Source organism: Priestia sp. SB1, from assembly GCF_038898415.1.
The window spans coordinates 19,077-36,505 of the sequence record NZ_JBBJSS010000015.1 but is presented as its reverse complement, the minus strand read 5'-3'; the positions used below and the strand labels follow the sequence as shown (position 1 = coordinate 36,505).

The 17,429-nt window shown below is 40.5% G+C and carries 16 protein-coding genes; all 16 read right to left on the bottom strand.

Features of this window, described 5'->3' with window-relative positions; genetic code table 11:
• Window positions 1-18: 18 nt before the first annotated feature.
• The gene (gene rpsS / locus WKH56_RS32780; protein ID WP_013054931.1) at window positions 19-297 is read right to left on the bottom strand and encodes a 30S ribosomal protein S19; all 279 of its coding nucleotides are present in this window, start codon (window positions 295-297) and stop codon (window positions 19-21) included.
• A 57-nt stretch (window positions 298-354) separates the two neighbouring features.
• Window positions 355-1,185, bottom strand: coding sequence for a 50S ribosomal protein L2 (gene rplB, locus WKH56_RS32775; protein WP_013081374.1), 831 nt, complete (start codon window positions 1,183-1,185; stop codon window positions 355-357).
• 27 nt (window positions 1,186-1,212) lie between these two features.
• The gene (gene rplW, locus WKH56_RS32770; RefSeq protein ID WP_028412664.1) at window positions 1,213-1,500 is read right to left on the bottom strand and encodes a 50S ribosomal protein L23; all 288 of its coding nucleotides are present in this window, start codon (window positions 1,498-1,500) and stop codon (window positions 1,213-1,215) included.
• Window positions 1,500-2,123, bottom strand: a complete 624-nt coding sequence (rplD, locus tag WKH56_RS32765; RefSeq protein ID WP_013081372.1) for a 50S ribosomal protein L4 — start codon at window positions 2,121-2,123, stop codon at window positions 1,500-1,502. The genes rplW and rplD overlap by 1 nt, the downstream gene beginning before the upstream one ends.
• 28 nt (window positions 2,124-2,151) lie before the next feature.
• Window positions 2,152-2,781, bottom strand: a complete 630-nt coding sequence (rplC, locus tag WKH56_RS32760) for a 50S ribosomal protein L3 (protein ID WP_013054927.1) — start codon at window positions 2,779-2,781, stop codon at window positions 2,152-2,154.
• A 41-nt stretch (window positions 2,782-2,822) separates the two neighbouring features.
• On the bottom strand, window positions 2,823-3,131 hold the full coding sequence (rpsJ, locus tag WKH56_RS32755; RefSeq protein WP_013054926.1) for a 30S ribosomal protein S10: 309 nt from the start codon (window positions 3,129-3,131) through the stop codon (window positions 2,823-2,825).
• Between the two features lie 315 nt (window positions 3,132-3,446).
• Window positions 3,447-4,637 (bottom strand): elongation factor Tu, encoded by a 1,191-nt coding sequence (tuf, locus tag WKH56_RS32750; protein ID WP_013081371.1) that lies wholly within the window; start codon window positions 4,635-4,637, stop codon window positions 3,447-3,449.
• Between the two features lie 116 nt (window positions 4,638-4,753).
• Window positions 4,754-6,832, bottom strand: a complete 2,079-nt coding sequence (gene fusA / locus WKH56_RS32745; protein WP_028412663.1) for an elongation factor G — start codon at window positions 6,830-6,832, stop codon at window positions 4,754-4,756.
• A 57-nt stretch (window positions 6,833-6,889) separates the two neighbouring features.
• The gene (rpsG, locus tag WKH56_RS32740; protein WP_013054923.1) at window positions 6,890-7,360 is read right to left on the bottom strand and encodes a 30S ribosomal protein S7; all 471 of its coding nucleotides are present in this window, start codon (window positions 7,358-7,360) and stop codon (window positions 6,890-6,892) included.
• A gap of 50 nt (window positions 7,361-7,410) precedes the next feature.
• Entirely contained in the window at window positions 7,411-7,833 is a 423-nt protein-coding gene (rpsL, locus tag WKH56_RS32735; protein ID WP_013054922.1) for a 30S ribosomal protein S12, read from the bottom strand.
• A gap of 99 nt (window positions 7,834-7,932) precedes the next feature.
• Window positions 7,933-8,181, bottom strand: coding sequence for a 50S ribosomal protein L7ae-like protein (locus WKH56_RS32730; protein WP_013054921.1), 249 nt, complete (start codon window positions 8,179-8,181; stop codon window positions 7,933-7,935).
• A 131-nt stretch (window positions 8,182-8,312) separates the two neighbouring features.
• Window positions 8,313-11,906 (bottom strand): DNA-directed RNA polymerase subunit beta', encoded by a 3,594-nt coding sequence (gene rpoC, locus WKH56_RS32725; RefSeq protein ID WP_013081369.1) that lies wholly within the window; start codon window positions 11,904-11,906, stop codon window positions 8,313-8,315.
• Window positions 11,907-11,968: 62 nt separating this feature from the next.
• The gene (gene rpoB, locus WKH56_RS32720; protein WP_028412662.1) at window positions 11,969-15,532 is read right to left on the bottom strand and encodes a DNA-directed RNA polymerase subunit beta; all 3,564 of its coding nucleotides are present in this window, start codon (window positions 15,530-15,532) and stop codon (window positions 11,969-11,971) included.
• A gap of 245 nt (window positions 15,533-15,777) precedes the next feature.
• Window positions 15,778-16,380, bottom strand: a complete 603-nt coding sequence (locus WKH56_RS32715; protein WP_221831908.1) for a class I SAM-dependent methyltransferase — start codon at window positions 16,378-16,380, stop codon at window positions 15,778-15,780.
• Window positions 16,381-16,492: 112 nt separating this feature from the next.
• Window positions 16,493-16,855, bottom strand: a complete 363-nt coding sequence (gene rplL, locus WKH56_RS32710; RefSeq protein WP_013054917.1) for a 50S ribosomal protein L7/L12 — start codon at window positions 16,853-16,855, stop codon at window positions 16,493-16,495.
• 44 nt (window positions 16,856-16,899) lie between these two features.
• Window positions 16,900-17,400, bottom strand: a complete 501-nt coding sequence (gene rplJ, locus WKH56_RS32705) for a 50S ribosomal protein L10 (RefSeq protein WP_013054916.1) — start codon at window positions 17,398-17,400, stop codon at window positions 16,900-16,902.
• Window positions 17,401-17,429: the final 29 nt, after the last annotated feature.

The following is a 17,429-nucleotide window of genomic DNA, read 5'->3' as shown; positions in this document are numbered from 1 at the left end:
TAAAAGCCTCCTCTCATATTAGCGTCTTGTTTTCTTATCATCACTTGCGTGACCTTTGTAAGTACGAGATGGTGCGAATTCACCAAGTTTGTGACCTACCATGTCTTCAGTAACATAAACTGGTACATGTTTACGACCGTCATATACAGCAATTGTATGACCAATGAACTGAGGGAAGATAGTTGAACGACGAGACCAAGTTTTTACTACTTGCTTGCTGTCAGTTTCGTTTAACTTCTCAATTTTGTTGATTAAATGGTCATCTACAAAAGGTCCTTTCTTTAAGCTGCGACCCATAAATGAACCTCCCTTCGTGATTGTCCTACGGTTCGTTTGAACCGTAGCTCAATCCCGTTATTTTTTACGACGACGAACGATAAATTTATCGGATTTGTTTTTCTTCTTACGAGTTTTGTAACCAAGTGTTGGTTTACCCCATGGACTCATTGGAGACTTACGTCCGATTGGAGAACGTCCTTCACCACCACCGTGTGGGTGATCGTTAGGGTTCATTACAGAACCACGTACAGTTGGACGAATACCTAACCAACGAGAACGACCGGCTTTACCGATGTTGATTAACTCGTGTTGTTCGTTACCAACTTGACCTACAGTTGCACGACAAGTTGCAAGGATCATGCGTACTTCACCAGAAGTTAAACGTACTAATACGTATTTACCTTCTTTACCAAGTACTTGAGCAGATGTACCTGCAGAACGAACTAATTGTCCACCTTTACCAGGTTTCAATTCGATGTTGTGTACTACTGTACCAACAGGGATGTTAGCTAAAGGAAGCGCGTTACCTACTTTAATGTCAGCTTCAGGACCTGACATAACTTCTAAACCTACTTTTAGGTTTTTAGGAGCAAGGATGTAACGTTTTTCACCATCAGCATAATGAATTAATGCGATGTTAGCTGAACGGTTTGGATCATATTCGATTGTAGCAACGCGTCCAGGTATTCCATCTTTATCGCGTTTAAAATCGATGATACGGTATTGACGCTTGTGCCCACCACCTTGGTGACGAACAGTCAATTTACCTTGGTTGTTACGACCACCTTTTCTCTTGACAGGTGCAAGTAACGATTTTTCTGGTTTGTCAGTAGTAATTTCAGCGAAATCAGAAACTGACATACCACGACGACCATTTGAGGTTGGTTTATACTTTTTAATCGCCATCTCAATTTCCCTCCTTCTCTAGTAATCTTAAGCTTCGAAGAATTCGATTTCGTTGCTCTCTTGAGTTAGTGTTACTACCGCTTTACGACGACGGTTAGTAAGACCACTGTAGCGACCTACACGCTTGAATTTACCTTTGTAGTTCATGATGTTTACTTTTTCAACTTTTACGTCAAAGATTTTTTCGATAGCATCTTTAACCTCAGTTTTATTAGCTTTTACATCAACATCAAACGTATATTTTTTCTCAGCCATTAAGTCTGTTGAACGTTCTGTAATTACGGGGCGCTTAATAATATCACGAGGATCTTTCATTATGCAAGCACCTCCTCTACTTTTTCAACTGCGTCTTTAGTGATTACAAGCTTATCATGGTTCATAACGTCTAATACGCTTAAACCATTAGCTGCAACAACTGTTACACCAGGAATATTACGTGCTGAAAGTGCAACATTTTCGTTAAGATCAGCAGTTACTACTAATGCTTTGCGTTCTACTGTTAGGTTTTTAAGAACTGCTACCATTTCTTTTGTTTTTGGAGCGTCAAAAGAAAGAGCTTCAAGAACAACGATGCTGTTATCTTGAGCTTTAGTTGATAATGCAGACTTAATTGCTAAACGACGAACTTTTTTAGGTAATTTGTAGCTATAGCTTCTTGGAACTGGACCAAATACTACGCCACCACCACGCCATTGTGGAGAACGGATAGATCCTTGACGAGCACGACCAGTACCTTTTTGACGCCATGGCTTACGGCCACCGCCTCTTACTTCAGAACGATTTTTAACTTTAGAAGTACCTTGACGTTGAGATGCGCGTTGCATTACGATCGCGTCGAAAAGTACTTTGTTGTTTGGTTCGATACCGAAAACGGCATCTTGAAGTTCGATCTCTCCAACGTTTTCACCGTTTTGGTTAAACAATGCTACTTTTGGCATTGGTTATTCCTCCTTTCTCGAAGAATTATTATTTAGATTTAACTGCAGATTTAACAGTAACTAGAGATTTTCTAGCTCCTGGCACGTTACCTTTTACTAATAAAAGATTGCGTTCTGCGTCAACTTTAACGATTGATAAGTTTTGCACAGTGATGCGCTCTCCACCCATGCGTCCTGGTAATAATTTACCTTTAAATACGCGGTTTGGAGCTACAGGACCCATTGAACCTGGGCGACGGTGGTAGCGAGAACCATGAGACATAGGTCCGCGAGATTGTCCGTGGCGTTTAATAGCACCTTGGAAACCTTTACCTTTTGAGATTCCTGTTACATCAATTACATCGCCTTCTGCGAAAATATCAACCTTGACTTCTTGACCAACTTCATATGCTGAAGCGTCCACACCGCGTAACTCACGGATGAAGCGCTTAGGAGCAGTATTAGCTTTAGTAGCATGTCCTTTTGCAGGTTTGTTAGATAGTTTTTCACGGATATCTTCGAAACCTAATTGGATTGCTTCGTAACCGTCTGTCTCAGCGTTTTTAACTTGAAGAACTACGTTAGCAGAAGCTTCAATTACTGTTACTGGGATCAAGTCACCATTTTCAGCAAATACTTGAGTCATACCGATCTTTCTTCCTAAGATTCCTTTGGCCATTAGTCACACCTCCTAAGTATCTTTTCATTCTTTATTTTAAATTAAAGTTTAATTTCGATATCTACACCAGATGGTAAGTCTAAACGCATTAATGAATCAACAGTTTGTGGTGTTGGATTCACGATATCAATTAAGCGTTTATGCGTGCGCATTTCGAACTGCTCACGAGAATCTTTATATTTGTGTACTGCACGTAGAATTGTATAAATTGATTTTTCAGTCGGTAATGGAATCGGACCAGATACAGCCGCACCAGAACGTTTTGCAGTTTCTACGATTTTCTCAGCAGATTGATCAAGAATTCTGTGATCATATGCTTTTAAACGAATGCGAATTTTTTCTTTTGCCATTATTTTCCCTCCTTTTTCGCCTATTTTACAATAGACATTCTCCGCGGAAATTTCCCCACACTCGCCATGGCAAAGCGGCCGGGTGTGTCGGCAACCTTCCGCATCATCGCAGTCAAAGACCAACATTTTTATTATACTAAAAATGGGTTCATATTGCAACAATAAAGTTAAAAAACTTTTTTATGTGTCGCACACTTTTTTCATTATATATAAAAGGAGATCATTTTGCAAGTGTAATAGTAAAAACTATCTTTACCTTTTATCACCAAATAAAAAAGGAGTAGGTTACCCTACTCCCTTTACTGAAACGAGAAATTACTCGCTGATTTTAGCTACAACGCCAGCGCCTACTGTACGTCCACCTTCACGGATTGAGAATTTAGTACCTTCTTCAATCGCGATTGGAGCGATAAGTTCAACAGTCATTTCGATGTTATCGCCAGGCATTACCATTTCTACGCCTTCAGGTAAGTTACAAATACCAGTTACATCAGTTGTACGGAAGTAGAACTGTGGACGGTAGTTTGTGAAGAATGGAGTGTGACGTCCACCTTCGTCTTTAGAAAGAACGTATACTTCAGCAGTAAATTTAGTGTGTGGAGTGATTGAGCCTGGTTTAGCTAATACTTGTCCACGTTGGATTTCTTCACGTGCTACACCACGAAGTAAAGCACCGATGTTGTCGCCAGCTTCAGCATAGTCAAGAAGCTTACGGAACATTTCTACACCTGTTACAGTAGTAGATTTTGGCTCTTCAGTTAAACCGATGATGTCGATAACGTCACCAACTTTAACTTGTCCACGCTCTACACGACCTGTAGCAACTGTACCACGACCAGTGATTGAGAATACGTCCTCAACTGGCATCATGAATGGTTTTTCAGTGTCACGTTCTGGAGTTGGGATGTACTCATCAACAGCGTCCATAAGCTCGATGATTTTAGCTTCCCAATCAGCTTCGCCTTCAAGAGCTTTAAGAGCAGAACCTTTGATTACTGGTACATCGTCACCAGGGAAGTCGTATTCAGAAAGAAGGTCACGTACTTCCATTTCTACTAATTCAAGTAGCTCTTCGTCGTCTACCATGTCACATTTGTTTAAGAATACAACTAGGTAAGGTACACCTACTTGACGAGAAAGAAGGATGTGCTCACGAGTTTGTGGCATTGGACCATCAGCAGCAGATACTACTAAGATACCGCCATCCATTTGAGCAGCACCAGTGATCATGTTTTTAACATAGTCAGCATGTCCTGGGCAGTCAACGTGTGCATAGTGACGAGTGTCAGTTTCATACTCAACGTGTGCAGTTGAGATTGTGATTCCACGCTCGCGCTCTTCTGGAGCAGCGTCGATCATGTCGTAAGCCATTGCTGCACCTTTACCACTTTTCTTAGCAAGAACAGTAGTGATAGCAGCTGTTAAAGTTGTTTTACCATGGTCAACGTGACCAATTGTACCGATATTGGCATGTGTTTTTGAACGGTCGAATTTTTCCTTAGCCATTCGAAAATCCTCCTTAAAATTCATGTAGTTTATGGTTTATGAGGCCGTGAAAGGGAATGAGCTCCACTTTCACAGCGTACATAAGTAGTTATACTTCAATAAAGAGTGAAAATCAATTATTCACCTTTATTTTTTTTAATAATTTCTTCTGAAATTGATTTAGGAACTTCTTCGTAGTGATCGAAGTGCATAGAATATGTTCCGCGACCTTGAGTGTTTGAACGTAATGCAGTTGCATAACCAAACATTTCAGAAAGTGGAACGAATGCACGTACAACTTGAGCGTTACCGCGTGCTTCCATACCTTCTACACGTCCACGACGAGACGTAACGTCACCCATGATATCTCCTAAGTATTCGTCAGGGATAACAACTTCAACCTTCATCATTGGTTCAAGGATAGCTGGGTTACATTTTGATACTGCGTTTTTAAGAGCCATAGAAGCGGCAATTTTAAACGCCATCTCACTTGAGTCAACGTCATGGTAAGATCCATCAACTAAAGCAGCTTTGATATCGATTAATGGATAACCAGCAAGAACACCGTTTTGTAATGCATCTTCAAGACCAGCTTGAACTGCAGGGATGTATTCACGTGGAACTACACCACCAACGATTTTGTTCTCAAATTCAAAGCCTTTTCCTTCTTCGTTAGGTTCGAACTCAATCCAAACGTGACCGAATTGTCCACGACCACCAGATTGACGAGCGAATTTACCTTCAACTTTCGCACCAGCGCGGAAAGTTTCACGGTAAGCTACTTGAGGAGCACCAACGTTTGCTTCTACTTTGAATTCGCGACGCATACGGTCAACGATGATATCAAGGTGAAGCTCACCCATACCAGAGATGATGATTTGACCAGTCTCTGTATTAGTTTCCGCACGGAAAGTTGGATCTTCTTCTTGTAACTTTTGAAGAGCTGTCGTCATTTTATCTTGGTCAGCTTTTGATTTTGGCTCAACAGATAAAGAGATAACTGGCTCTGGGAATTCCATAGACTCAAGAATTACAAGACTCTTTTCGTCACATAGAGTATCACCAGTAGAGGTATCTTTTAATCCTACAGCTGCCGCGATATCTCCAGCGTATACTTCAGAAATCTCTTCACGAGAGTTAGCATGCATTTGTAGGATACGACCTACACGCTCACGCTTACCTTTTGTAGAGTTTTTGATGTATGAACCAGAGCTTAGTACACCAGAGTACACACGGAAGAACGTTAATTTACCAACATAAGGGTCCGTCATAACTTTGAACGCTAATGCTGAGAAAGGAGCGTTGTCGCTAGACTCACGCGTAACTTCTTCTTCTGTGTCAGGTACGATACCTTGGATTGCTGGTACATCAACTGGAGATGGTAGGTAATCAATTACTGCATCTAGCATTAATTGTACACCTTTGTTTTTGAATGCTGAACCACAGATAACTGGGTAGAATTCAACGTCACAAGTACCTTTACGGATACCAGCTTTTAGTTCTTCAACTGTAAGCTCGCCTTCGTCTAAGTACTTCATCATTAATTCTTCGTCAAGTTCTGCAACAGCTTCTACTAGGCTTGCACGGTATTCTTCAGCTTGCTCTTTGTATTCCTCAGGAATTTCACGAGATTCTGAACGAGTACCTAAGTCATCTTCGTAGAAGTATGCTTTCATTTCCACAAGGTCAATGATTGCTTCGAAGTCATCTTCAGCACCGATTGGCAACTGAATTGGGTGAGCATTTGCACCTAAACGATCGTGGATCGTTTTTACAGAGTACAAGAAGTCAGCACCAATTTTGTCCATTTTGTTAACGAATACGACACGGGGAACACCGTACGTAGTCGCCTGACGCCATACTGTTTCTGTTTGAGGCTCAACACCAGATTGAGCATCAAGAACTGCCACAGCGCCATCAAGTACACGTAATGAACGCTCAACTTCAACAGTGAAGTCTACGTGTCCAGGAGTATCGATGATGTTAACGCGGTGACCTTTCCAAGAAGCAGTTGTCGCAGCAGACGTGATAGTGATACCACGTTCTTGCTCTTGCTCCATCCAGTCCATTTGTGAAGCTCCTTCATGAGTTTCACCAATTTTATGGATACGGCCAGTATAATAAAGAACACGCTCAGTTGTTGTTGTTTTACCAGCATCAATGTGAGCCATGATCCCAATATTACGAGTGTTTTCTAAGGAGAACTCTCTTGCCATCTTAGGTATTTCTCCTTCCATATTATAATTTGTTTTTTTAAAAGTTTCGTTAAAAGATTACCAACGGTAATGAGCAAATGCTTTATTAGCTTCTGCCATTTTGTGAGTATCTTCACGTTTCTTAACTGCAGCACCAGTGTTGTTAGCTGCGTCAAGGATTTCGTTAGCTAAACGCTCTTCCATCGTTTTTTCTCCACGAAGACGAGCATAGTTTACTAACCAACGAAGACCTAAAGTAGTACGACGCTCTGGACGTACTTCTACAGGAACTTGGTAGTTAGAACCCCCTACACGGCGTGCTCTAACTTCTAGTACAGGCATGATGTTTTTAAGAGCTTGGTCGAATACTTCCATAGCTTCTTTACCACTGCGCTCTTGTACTAAATCGAATGCTCTATAAAGAATAGCTTGTGACTTACCGCGCTTTCCATCAAGCATCATTTTGTTGATTAAGCGAGATACAAGCTTAGAATTGTAAATCGGATCTGGTAATACGTCTCTTTTTGCAACAGGTCCCTTACGTGGCATTCTACTTCCTCCTTTCACTTTTAAAAGTTTATCTATTAATTGTTAAGCTATTATTTTTTAGCTGCTTTTGGTCGCTTAGTACCATATTTAGAACGACCTTGCATACGGCCATCCACACCAGCAGTATCAAGTGCACCACGTACGATATGGTAACGTACCCCTGGTAAATCTTTTACACGTCCACCGCGGATAAGTACCACGCTGTGTTCTTGTAAGTTGTGACCAATACCTGGGATATAAGCTGTTACCTCGATACCGTTTGTTAAACGTACACGAGCATATTTACGAAGAGCCGAGTTCGGTTTCTTCGGTGTCATAGTACCCACACGTGTACATACACCACGTTTTTGTGGAGAAGACTGGTTAGTTTGAGCTTTCTTGAAGCTGTTGTAACCTCTGTTTAAAGCAGGTGAGTCAGATTTTTTACCTTTACTCACACGACCATTACGGATTAATTGGTTAATAGTAGGCATTTAATTTTTCCTCCTTTCGCCTTTTGTAAGACCACACATCCAGGTGGTTCATTTTTTAGCAAAAAACAAAGTCTTTGAAACTAAAAGTTCAAAAACGTGTTAACTAATAATTGCAACAGTTGCAGCGTTAACTTCTATCCTACAAGCTTGACCAAGCTTTCGCATAGAAGGGACATACGTATACGGAACGTTTTCTTGCTGTGCCGTTTTTGCCACAATGGATGTGACATAAAAATCAGCGTCTTCAGCAATGATGACTTCCTTTACTGTACCTTTTTTTAATGCTTTCACCGTCTGCTTTGTTCCTACAATAATATGATCAGCCTGTAATACTTTTTCATAAGACATTATCATATCCTCCAAAGTAACAGGTAGTTTATAGGAGCACCTTTGATATAGTATCATTCCCTAGAATGGATGTCAACTAACGTTTCGTAGTTTTTTTAAAAAACATCCATTCTAGAGTGATGATTTTATAATTAGTCGATTGTTACCGTTTCTTCAGCTTGGTTTTTGATTGGTTCAGCATTACGATATCTCGTCATACCTGTACCAGCCGGAACTAGCTTACCAATGATAACATTCTCTTTAAGTCCAAGCAACTCATCACGTTTTCCTTTGATTGCAGCATCTGTAAGAACACGCGTTGTTTCTTGGAATGATGCAGCAGATAAGAAGGAATCAGTTTCAAGAGATGCTTTTGTAATACCAAGTAATACAGGACGGCCTGTCGCTGGACGATTGCCTTCAAGTAATACTTTTTCATTAGCATCAGTGAATTGGTGAATATCAAGTAATGAACCTGGTAATACATCTGTATCTCCTGAATCCATTACGCGCACTTTACGAAGCATTTGGCGAACCATTACCTCTACGTGTTTATCTCCAATTTCTACCCCTTGCATACGGTATACTTTTTGCACCTCACGAAGCAAGTACTCTTGTACAGCCGTGATGTCTTTTACTTTTAGTAATTCTTTAGGATCAATTGAACCTTCCGTTAATTCTTGACCACGTGCAATGCGCTGTCCTTCAATAACTTTCAGGCGTGCACTGTACGGAGCTGTGTAAGAACGAGTTTCAATCTCTCCTTGAACAGTAATTTCGTGCTGACGATCGCGTCCTTCAGAAATGCCGGCAATTGTACCTTCAATTTCAGAAATAACGGCTTGACCTTTAGGGTTACGCGCTTCGAAGATCTCTTGGATACGCGGTAAACCTTGAGTGATATCGTCTCCAGCAACCCCACCTGTATGGAATGTACGCATCGTTAACTGTGTACCTGGCTCACCGATAGATTGAGCAGCGATGATACCAACTGCCTCACCCACTTCAACTTCTGAACCAGTTGCAAGGTTACGACCGTAACATTTTTTACATACACCGTGGCGAGTGTTACATGTGAATGCAGAACGAATCCATACTTCTTCAACACCAGCATCCACAATTGTTTCAGCTAGGTCTTCTGTAATTAGTTCGTTTTCTTTCACTAACACTTCGTTTGTTCCTGGGTGAAGTAGTGTTTTTCTTGCATAACGTCCAATTAGACGCTCATCAAGTTTCTCAATTTCTTCTGTTCCTTCTTTGATTGCAACAGCCAGAATACCGCGGTCTGTACCACAGTCGTCATCACGTACGATAACGTCTTGTGCCACGTCAACCAGACGACGAGTAAGGTAACCTGAGTCAGCTGTTTTAAGAGCCGTATCGGCAAGACCTTTACGTGCACCATGGGTAGAGATAAAGTACTCTAATACTGTTAAACCTTCACGGAAACTAGATTTGATTGGTAACTCAATGATACGACCAGACGGGTTGGCCATTAGTCCACGCATACCTGCAAGCTGAGTGAAGTTAGATGCGTTACCACGGGCACCAGAGTCACTCATCATGAAGATTGGGTTGCGTTTGTCTAATGACGCCATTAATTTACCTTGGATAACGTCTTTCGCGCTACTCCATACAGAGATAACACGCTCATAACGCTCATCTTCAGTAATTAAACCGCGACGGAATTGTTTTAGTACGTTATCTACTTTAGCTTGCGCTTCTGTTAAGATAACTTCTTTTTCTCCTAAAACCACGATATCAGCTACACCAACTGTAATACCAGCTTTAGTAGAATATTTGAAACCTAGGTCTTTCATACGGTCAAGCATTTTAGAAGTCTCAGTAATTTTGAAACGTTTAAATACTTCAGCGATAATATTACCTAAGATTTTTTTCTTAAACGGTGCGATAGCCGGTTGATTCTTGATGAATTCCTTCACATCTGCACCTTTTTCAACAAAGTACTTCTCAGGAGTTTTCACTTCTAAGTTTTCTCTTGTTGGTTCGTTAATGTATGGGAACGATTTTGGTAAAATTTCGTTGAAAACTAATTTACCAACCGTTGTAACAAGCAACTGTTGATTTTGTGCTTCTGTAAACGTTTCGTTGTTTAAAGAACCTGCATACACACCTACACGTGTATGAAGATGCACATAACCGTTTTGGTACGCTAATAGTGCTTCATTTGTATCCTTGAACACCATGCCTTCTCCAACTGCCTCTTCACGCTCAAGCGTTAAGTAGTAGTTACCTAATACCATATCCTGTGAAGGTGTAACAACTGGTTTACCATCTTTAGGGTTCAAGATATTTTGAGCAGCAAGCATTAAGATACGTGCTTCTGCTTGTGCTTCCGCAGATAATGGAACGTGAACCGCCATTTGGTCACCGTCAAAGTCAGCGTTATATGCTGTACATACAAGCGGATGAAGACGAATAGCGCGACCTTCTACAAGCGTAGGCTCAAATGCTTGAATACCTAGTCTGTGTAGCGTTGGTGCACGGTTTAAAAGAACTGGATGCTCTTTAATAACCGATTCTAATACGTCCCATACTTCAGGTTGCACACGTTCAATTTTACGTTTTGCACTCTTGATGTTATGAGCTAAACCGCGTTCAACAAGCTCTTTCATTACGAAAGGTTTGAAAAGCTCTAACGCCATTTCTTTTGGAAGACCACATTGATACATCTTTAAGTTCGGACCTACAACGATTACCGAACGGCCAGAGTAGTCAACACGTTTACCTAATAAGTTTTGACGGAAGCGACCTTGCTTACCTTTTAACATGTGAGAAAGAGATTTTAATGGACGGTTACCTGGTCCTGTTACCGGACGGCCACGACGACCATTATCGATTAATGCATCTACAGCTTCTTGAAGCATACGCTTTTCGTTTTGAACGATAATGCTAGGAGCTCCAAGGTCTAATAAACGCTTTAAGCGGTTGTTACGGTTAATTACACGGCGATATAAATCATTTAGATCAGACGTAGCAAAGCGTCCACCATCTAATTGAACCATTGGACGAAGTTCTGGCGGAATAACCGGTAGAACGTCTAAAATCATCCAAGAAGGTTCGTTACCAGAATGACGGAAAGCCTCTAGTACCTCTAAACGTTTAATAGCACGTGTACGACGTTGACCTTGAGCAGTTTTCAATTCTTCTTTCAAAGCATCTACTTCTTTATCAAGATCGATGTCATGCAATAATTTTTTAACAGCTTCAGCACCCATTGCTGCATGGAAAGTTTGTCCGTACTTCTCACGATACGCACGGTATTCTTTCTCTGATAAAAGCTGTTTCTTTTCAAGTGGTGTATCACCAGCATCTGTTACTACATAAGAAGCAAAATAAATGATTTCCTCTAGCGCACGAGGGGACATGTCTAAGACAAGTCCCATGCGGCTAGGAATACCTTTGAAGTACCAAATATGTGAAACAGGTGCAGCTAGTTCGATGTGACCCATGCGTTCACGACGAACTTTTGCGCGCGTAACTTCTACGCCACAACGATCACATACAACACCTTTATAACGAACGCGCTTATATTTTCCGCAGTGACATTCCCAGTCCTTTTGTGGACCAAAAATACGCTCACAGAATAAGCCGTCTTTTTCAGGTTTTAACGTACGATAGTTGATCGTTTCAGGTTTTTTTACCTCACCGTACGACCAAGAACGAATTTTATCTGGCGAAGCTAGACCGATTTTCATATACTCAAAGTTATTTACATCTAGCAAGGAGCCTACCTCCCTTTTAATCTACAGGTTTTTTCCCTTAACGTTTATATGAAAGTAATTCCTTACTCTTTTGTGACAGGATCTTTTTGTCCTTCAGAAAGGCTTTCTTCGTTATCTGCAATAATTGATTCTGTTGGTTGCTCATGGTCCTCTTCTGAGTCCATGATATCAATTTCTTGCTCGTCAGCAGAAAGCATCTTCACATCCATACCTAAACTTTGTAGTTCTTTGATTAATACTTTGAACGATTCAGGTATGCCAGGTTCTGGAATGTTTTCACCTTTAACAATTGCTTCGTATGTTTTCACACGACCTACTACGTCGTCTGATTTCACTGTTAAGATCTCTTGTAATGTATAAGCAGCACCGTATGCTTCAAGTGCCCATACTTCCATCTCACCAAAACGCTGTCCACCGAACTGCGCTTTACCACCAAGTGGTTGTTGTGTAACAAGTGAGTATGGTCCAGTAGAACGAGCGTGAAGTTTATCGTCTACCATGTGAGCAAGTTTGATCATGTACATGATTCCTACTGATACACGGTTATCGAATGGTTCACCTGTTCGACCATCATATAGAACTGTTTTAGCATCACGAGACATGCCAGCTTCTTCGATTGTTGCCCAAACATCTTCCTCACGCGCACCATCAAATACTGGAGACGCAACGTGAATGCCAAGCTTACGAGCAGCCATACCTAAATGAAGCTCTAGCACCTGACCGATGTTCATACGAGATGGTACCCCTAATGGGTTTAACATGATGTCAATTGGCGTACCGTCTGGTAGGTAAGGCATATCTTCTTCCGGTAAAATACGTGAAATTACACCTTTGTTACCGTGACGACCGGCCATTTTGTCACCTTCAGAAATTTTACGCTTCTGAACAATGTATACACGGACTAATTGGTTTACACCTGGTGGTAATTCGTCGCCATCTTCACGGTTGAAGACTTTAACATCAAGGATAATTCCACCGCCGCCGTGCGGTACACGAAGAGAAGTATCACGAACTTCACGCGCTTTTTCACCGAAAATAGCGTGTAGAAGACGTTCTTCAGCTGTTAGTTCTGTTACACCTTTTGGCGTTACTTTACCAACTAAAAGATCTCCATCTTTTACTTCTGCACCAATGCGGATGATTCCACGCTCATCTAAGTTGCGAAGCGCATCTTCACCTACGTTTGGAATGTCACGCGTAATTTCTTCAGGTCCAAGTTTCGTATCACGAGACTCAGATTCATATTCTTCAATATGAACAGACGTATATACATCGTCTTTCACAAGGCGTTCACTCATGATGATGGCATCCTCATAGTTGTAACCATCCCATGTCATGAAACCAACCATTACGTTTCGTCCTAAAGCAAGCTCACCTTTTTCCATTGAAGGACCGTCGGCTAAGATCTCACCTTTTACTACTTCGTCGCCAACTGAAACAATTGGACGCTGGTTGTAACAAGTACCTTGGTTAGAACGAACGAATTTTAATAATTTGTATTGATCTAAGTTACCTTTAACTTTTTGTCCGTCTACTTCTTCATAGCGGCGAACAAAAATTTGTTTTGCTTCTACGCGCTCTACAACGCCAGGGTATTTACAAATCACGGCTGCACCAGAGTCTTTACCAGATACATATTCCATACCTGTACCTACGATTGGTGCTTCAGGATTTAATAAAGGTACTGCTTGACGTTGCATGTTCGCACCCATTAATGCACGGTTAGAATCATCGTTCTCTAAGAATGGGATACATGCTGTAGCGGCAGATACAACTTGTTTTGGTGATACATCCATATAGTCTAAACGATCGCGACGGATAACCGTGTTTTCTCCACGGAAACGTGCAACGACATTTTCATCTAAGAATGAACCATCATCACCTAGACGAGCGTTCGCTTGGGCTACAACATAGTTATCTTCTTCATCAGCTGTTAAGTAGTCAATTCGCTCTGTCACTTTACCTGTTTCAGGATCGATACGACGGTAAGGTGTTTCGATGAAACCGAATTTGTTTACTTTCGCATAAGAAGAAAGTGAGTTGATTAACCCGATATTCGGACCCTCTGGCGTTTCAATCGGACACATACGGCCATAGTGGGAGTAGTGAACGTCACGCACTTCGAAACCAGCGCGTTCACGCGTTAAACCACCAGGTCCTAGAGCTGAAAGACGACGTTTGTGCGTCAATTCGCCTAATGGATTCGTTTGATCCATGAACTGTGATAATTGAGAACTTCCAAAGAACTCTTTAATCGCCGCAATAACTGGACGAATATTAATTAATTGTTGAGGTGTGATTGTATTCGTGTCTTGAATTGACATTCTTTCACGAACAACACGTTCCATACGAGATAAACCGATACGGAATTGGTTTTGTAACAATTCACCTACAGAACGCAGACGACGGTTACCTAAGTGGTCGATATCATCTGTGTCTCCTACTTGATGAAGCAAGTTAAAGAAGTAACTGATTGATGCTAAAATATCAGCAGGTGTGATATTTTTAACTTCTTCTGTTACATAAGCGTTGCCTGATACAGTGATGACTTTTTCACCTTCTGGATCATTTGGCGCATAAATCTTAATAGATTGTAATGTAACATCGTCTTCTACTACTCCACCAACCGGACTATAAGTTTTGAAGTTTACTCCACCTTCAAGCATCGGAATCAAGCGATCTAGCAGACGGCGATCAATCATTGCGCCTTTTTCTGCAATAATTTCACCTGTTTCAGGATCAACTAATGTTTCAGCTAGCTTTTGATTAAATAAGCGATGTTTGATATGAAGCTTTTTATTAATTTTATAGCGACCTACGTTCGCTAAGTCATATCGTTTTGGATCAAAGAAGCGAGATACTAATAGAGACTTCGCATTCTCAACTGTCGGTGGTTCACCCGGACGTAAACGCTCATAGATTTCTAATAGCGCTTTTTCCGTTGTTTCCGTATTATCTTTTTCAAGCGTATTACGGATGTATTCATTATCACCGATTAAATCGATAATCTCTTGGTCAGAACCGAAACCTAGCGCGCGTAACAGCACTGTTACTGGCAGTTTACGAGTACGATCAATACGCACGTATACTACATCTTTTGCATCAGTTTCATATTCTAGCCATGCACCACGGTTAGGGATAACAGTTGCTGTATATCCTTTTTTACCGTTTTTATCAAGCTTTCCACTATAGTAAACACTTGGTGAACGAACCAACTGTGATACGATAACACGCTCAGCACCATTAATTACAAAGGTACCTGTTTCGGTCATCAATGGGAAATCTCCCATGAACACATCTTGGTCTTTTACTTCACCTGTTTCTTTATTAATTAACCGCACCTTAACACGAAGAGGTGCTGCATAAGTTACATCACGTTCTTTAGACTCTCCTACTGAATACTTTGGCTCACCTAAGCTGTAATCAATAAATTCTAGTGATAAGTTACCTGTAAAATCATCAATTGGAGAAATATCTTGGAACATTTCTCGTAAACCTTCATCTAAAAACCATTGGTATGAAGCCGTTTGAATCTCGATTAAGTTCGGTAACTCTAAAACTTCACTAATACGAGCATAACTTCTGCGTTGGCGGTGGCGTCCATACTGAACTAGTTGACCTGTCAACTGATTCACCCCTCAAATCAAGCGTTATTATTCAAAATATATAATAAACCATATGTTTATTATTGAACAAAAGAAAAATGGTCTCTTTAAATAGAAAACCACAATTTCATAAAAACGTACTATTGATTTTATTAGTTTTTCCCATATAATTCAAAATTATACCTTTTATTTTATGTATAACCCGAGCTTATATGGAATATTTATATATTGGCATTTTATAATGCTAACATACTAAAAAATATTAGTCAACATTTTTTAGCACATATGATATAATACCCTTTTTTCTTTTCTACTACTTCTACTTCATTAAATAGAGATTCTAATTTCGCAAGAGCAGATGGCGCTCCTTGCTTTTTCTGAATCACAATCCAAAGTTCTCCTTGGTCAGCAAGGTGATCTAATGACTTTTCTAGAATTTCATGAACAACTTTTTTACCCGCACGGATCGGCGGATTACTAAGAATAGCTGCAAAATTCGTTTCCTTCACATTTTCATAGCAAGTGCTTTGATAGATTGAAACATTTGATACTGAATTAACTTCAGCATTTTTTTGAGCTAGTGCTAATGCACGTTCATTAACATCGACCATATGAACGTTTCTTTGGCTATCCTCTTTTGCAAGAGCCAACCCAATCGGGCCATATCCGCACCCAACATCCAGAAGCGGGCCGGGACTCTCAGGCATTTGAAACGTTTCAATTAACAGGCGCGATCCAAAATCGATCTCTTTTTTTGAAAAAACACCGCTGTCACTCGTAAATGAAAAAGAGGTTCCTCTCAATTCAAATGAAAAGCGCTCTTCATTACTTGCAGACGATGGTGTATTAGAAAAATAATGTTCTGTCAAAATAGAACCTCCTAATCAATATGTTCTTCTTTACTATAAATGAAAAGGATGACAGAAGCAAAAAAGCTCGCTTGTACAAGCGAGCTTTTTTATATCAGTTGTTAAGCAATAATTACTTAACTTCTACAGAAGCGCCAACTTCTTCAAGTTTAGCTTTTGCTTCTTCAGCTTCTTCTTTAGAAATACCTTCTTTAAGAGCTTTTGGAGCGTTATCAACGATTTCTTTAGCTTCTTTTAAGCCAAGACCAGTGATTTCACGTACTACTTTGATAACTTTGATTTTTTGTCCGCCAGCACTTTCAAGTACTAGGTCAAATTCAGTTTTCTCAGCAGCAGCTTCACCAGCAGCACCGCCAGCTACAGCTACAGGAGCAGCAGCAGTTACGCCAAATTCTTCTTCGATTGCTTTTACTAAATCGTTAAGTTCTAAAACAGTCATATTTTTAACTGCTTCAATGATTTGTTCTTGAGTCATTGTTAATTTCCTCCTTGTGATTGTGTTATATATAACAGACTAGATTATGCACCTTGTTCTTCTTTTTGATCTGCCACAGCTTTTGTAGCAAGAGCAAGGTTGCGAATTGGAGCTTGAAGCACGCTAAGCAACATAGAAAGTAAGCCTTCGCGAGATGGTAGTTCTGCAAGTGCTTTAATTTCTTCAACAGATGCAACATTACCTTCAATTACACCAGCTTTGATTTCTAACGCTTCGTGTTCTTTAGCGAAGTTGTTTAAAATTTTAGCTGGAGCAACAACATCTTCTCCACCAAATGCGATTGCATTTGGACCTACTAACGCATCATTAAGATCTGTTAGTTCAAGTTTTTCTACAGCACGGCGAGTTAAAGTGTTTTTGTAAACTTTGAACTCAATGCCTGCTTCACGTAATTGCTTACGAAGTTCAGTAACTTCAGCAACATTCAAACCACGGTAGTCAACGACAACTATTGAGTTACTCGCTTGAAGTTTTTCAGCAATTTCGTCTACGACTTGTTTCTTTTGTTCAATTACGTTGCTCATCTTTACACCTCCTGTAGATTTCCTTCCGT

Excerpts from the sequence above, each read along its gene's own strand:
- rplJ (WP_013054916.1), bottom strand. The coding sequence starts at position 17,400 with ATGAGCAACGTAATTGAACAAAAGAAACAAGTCGTAGACGAAATTGCT.
- rplC (WP_013054927.1), bottom strand. The coding sequence starts at position 2,781 with ATGGCCAAAGGAATCTTAGGAAGAAAGATCGGTATGACTCAAGTATTT.
- rplB (WP_013081374.1), bottom strand. The coding sequence starts at position 1,185 with ATGGCGATTAAAAAGTATAAACCAACCTCAAATGGTCGTCGTGGTATG.
- tuf (WP_013081371.1), bottom strand. The coding sequence starts at position 4,637 with ATGGCTAAGGAAAAATTCGACCGTTCAAAAACACATGCCAATATCGGT.
- WKH56_RS32730 (WP_013054921.1), bottom strand. The coding sequence starts at position 8,181 with ATGTCTTATGAAAAAGTATTACAGGCTGATCATATTATTGTAGGAACA.
- rpsG (WP_013054923.1), bottom strand. The coding sequence starts at position 7,360 with ATGCCACGTAAGGGACCTGTTGCAAAAAGAGACGTATTACCAGATCCG.
- fusA (WP_028412663.1), bottom strand. The coding sequence starts at position 6,832 with ATGGCAAGAGAGTTCTCCTTAGAAAACACTCGTAATATTGGGATCATG.
- rpsS (WP_013054931.1), bottom strand. The coding sequence starts at position 297 with ATGGGTCGCAGCTTAAAGAAAGGACCTTTTGTAGATGACCATTTAATC.
- rplW (WP_028412664.1), bottom strand. The coding sequence starts at position 1,500 with ATGAAAGATCCTCGTGATATTATTAAGCGCCCCGTAATTACAGAACGT.
- rpsJ (WP_013054926.1), bottom strand. The coding sequence starts at position 3,131 with ATGGCAAAAGAAAAAATTCGCATTCGTTTAAAAGCATATGATCACAGA.
- rplD (WP_013081372.1), bottom strand. The coding sequence starts at position 2,123 with ATGCCAAAAGTAGCATTGTTTAACCAAAACGGTGAAAACGTTGGAGAG.
- rplL (WP_013054917.1), bottom strand. The coding sequence starts at position 16,855 with ATGACTCAAGAACAAATCATTGAAGCAGTTAAAAATATGACTGTTTTA.
- rpsL (WP_013054922.1), bottom strand. The coding sequence starts at position 7,833 with ATGCCTACTATTAACCAATTAATCCGTAATGGTCGTGTGAGTAAAGGT.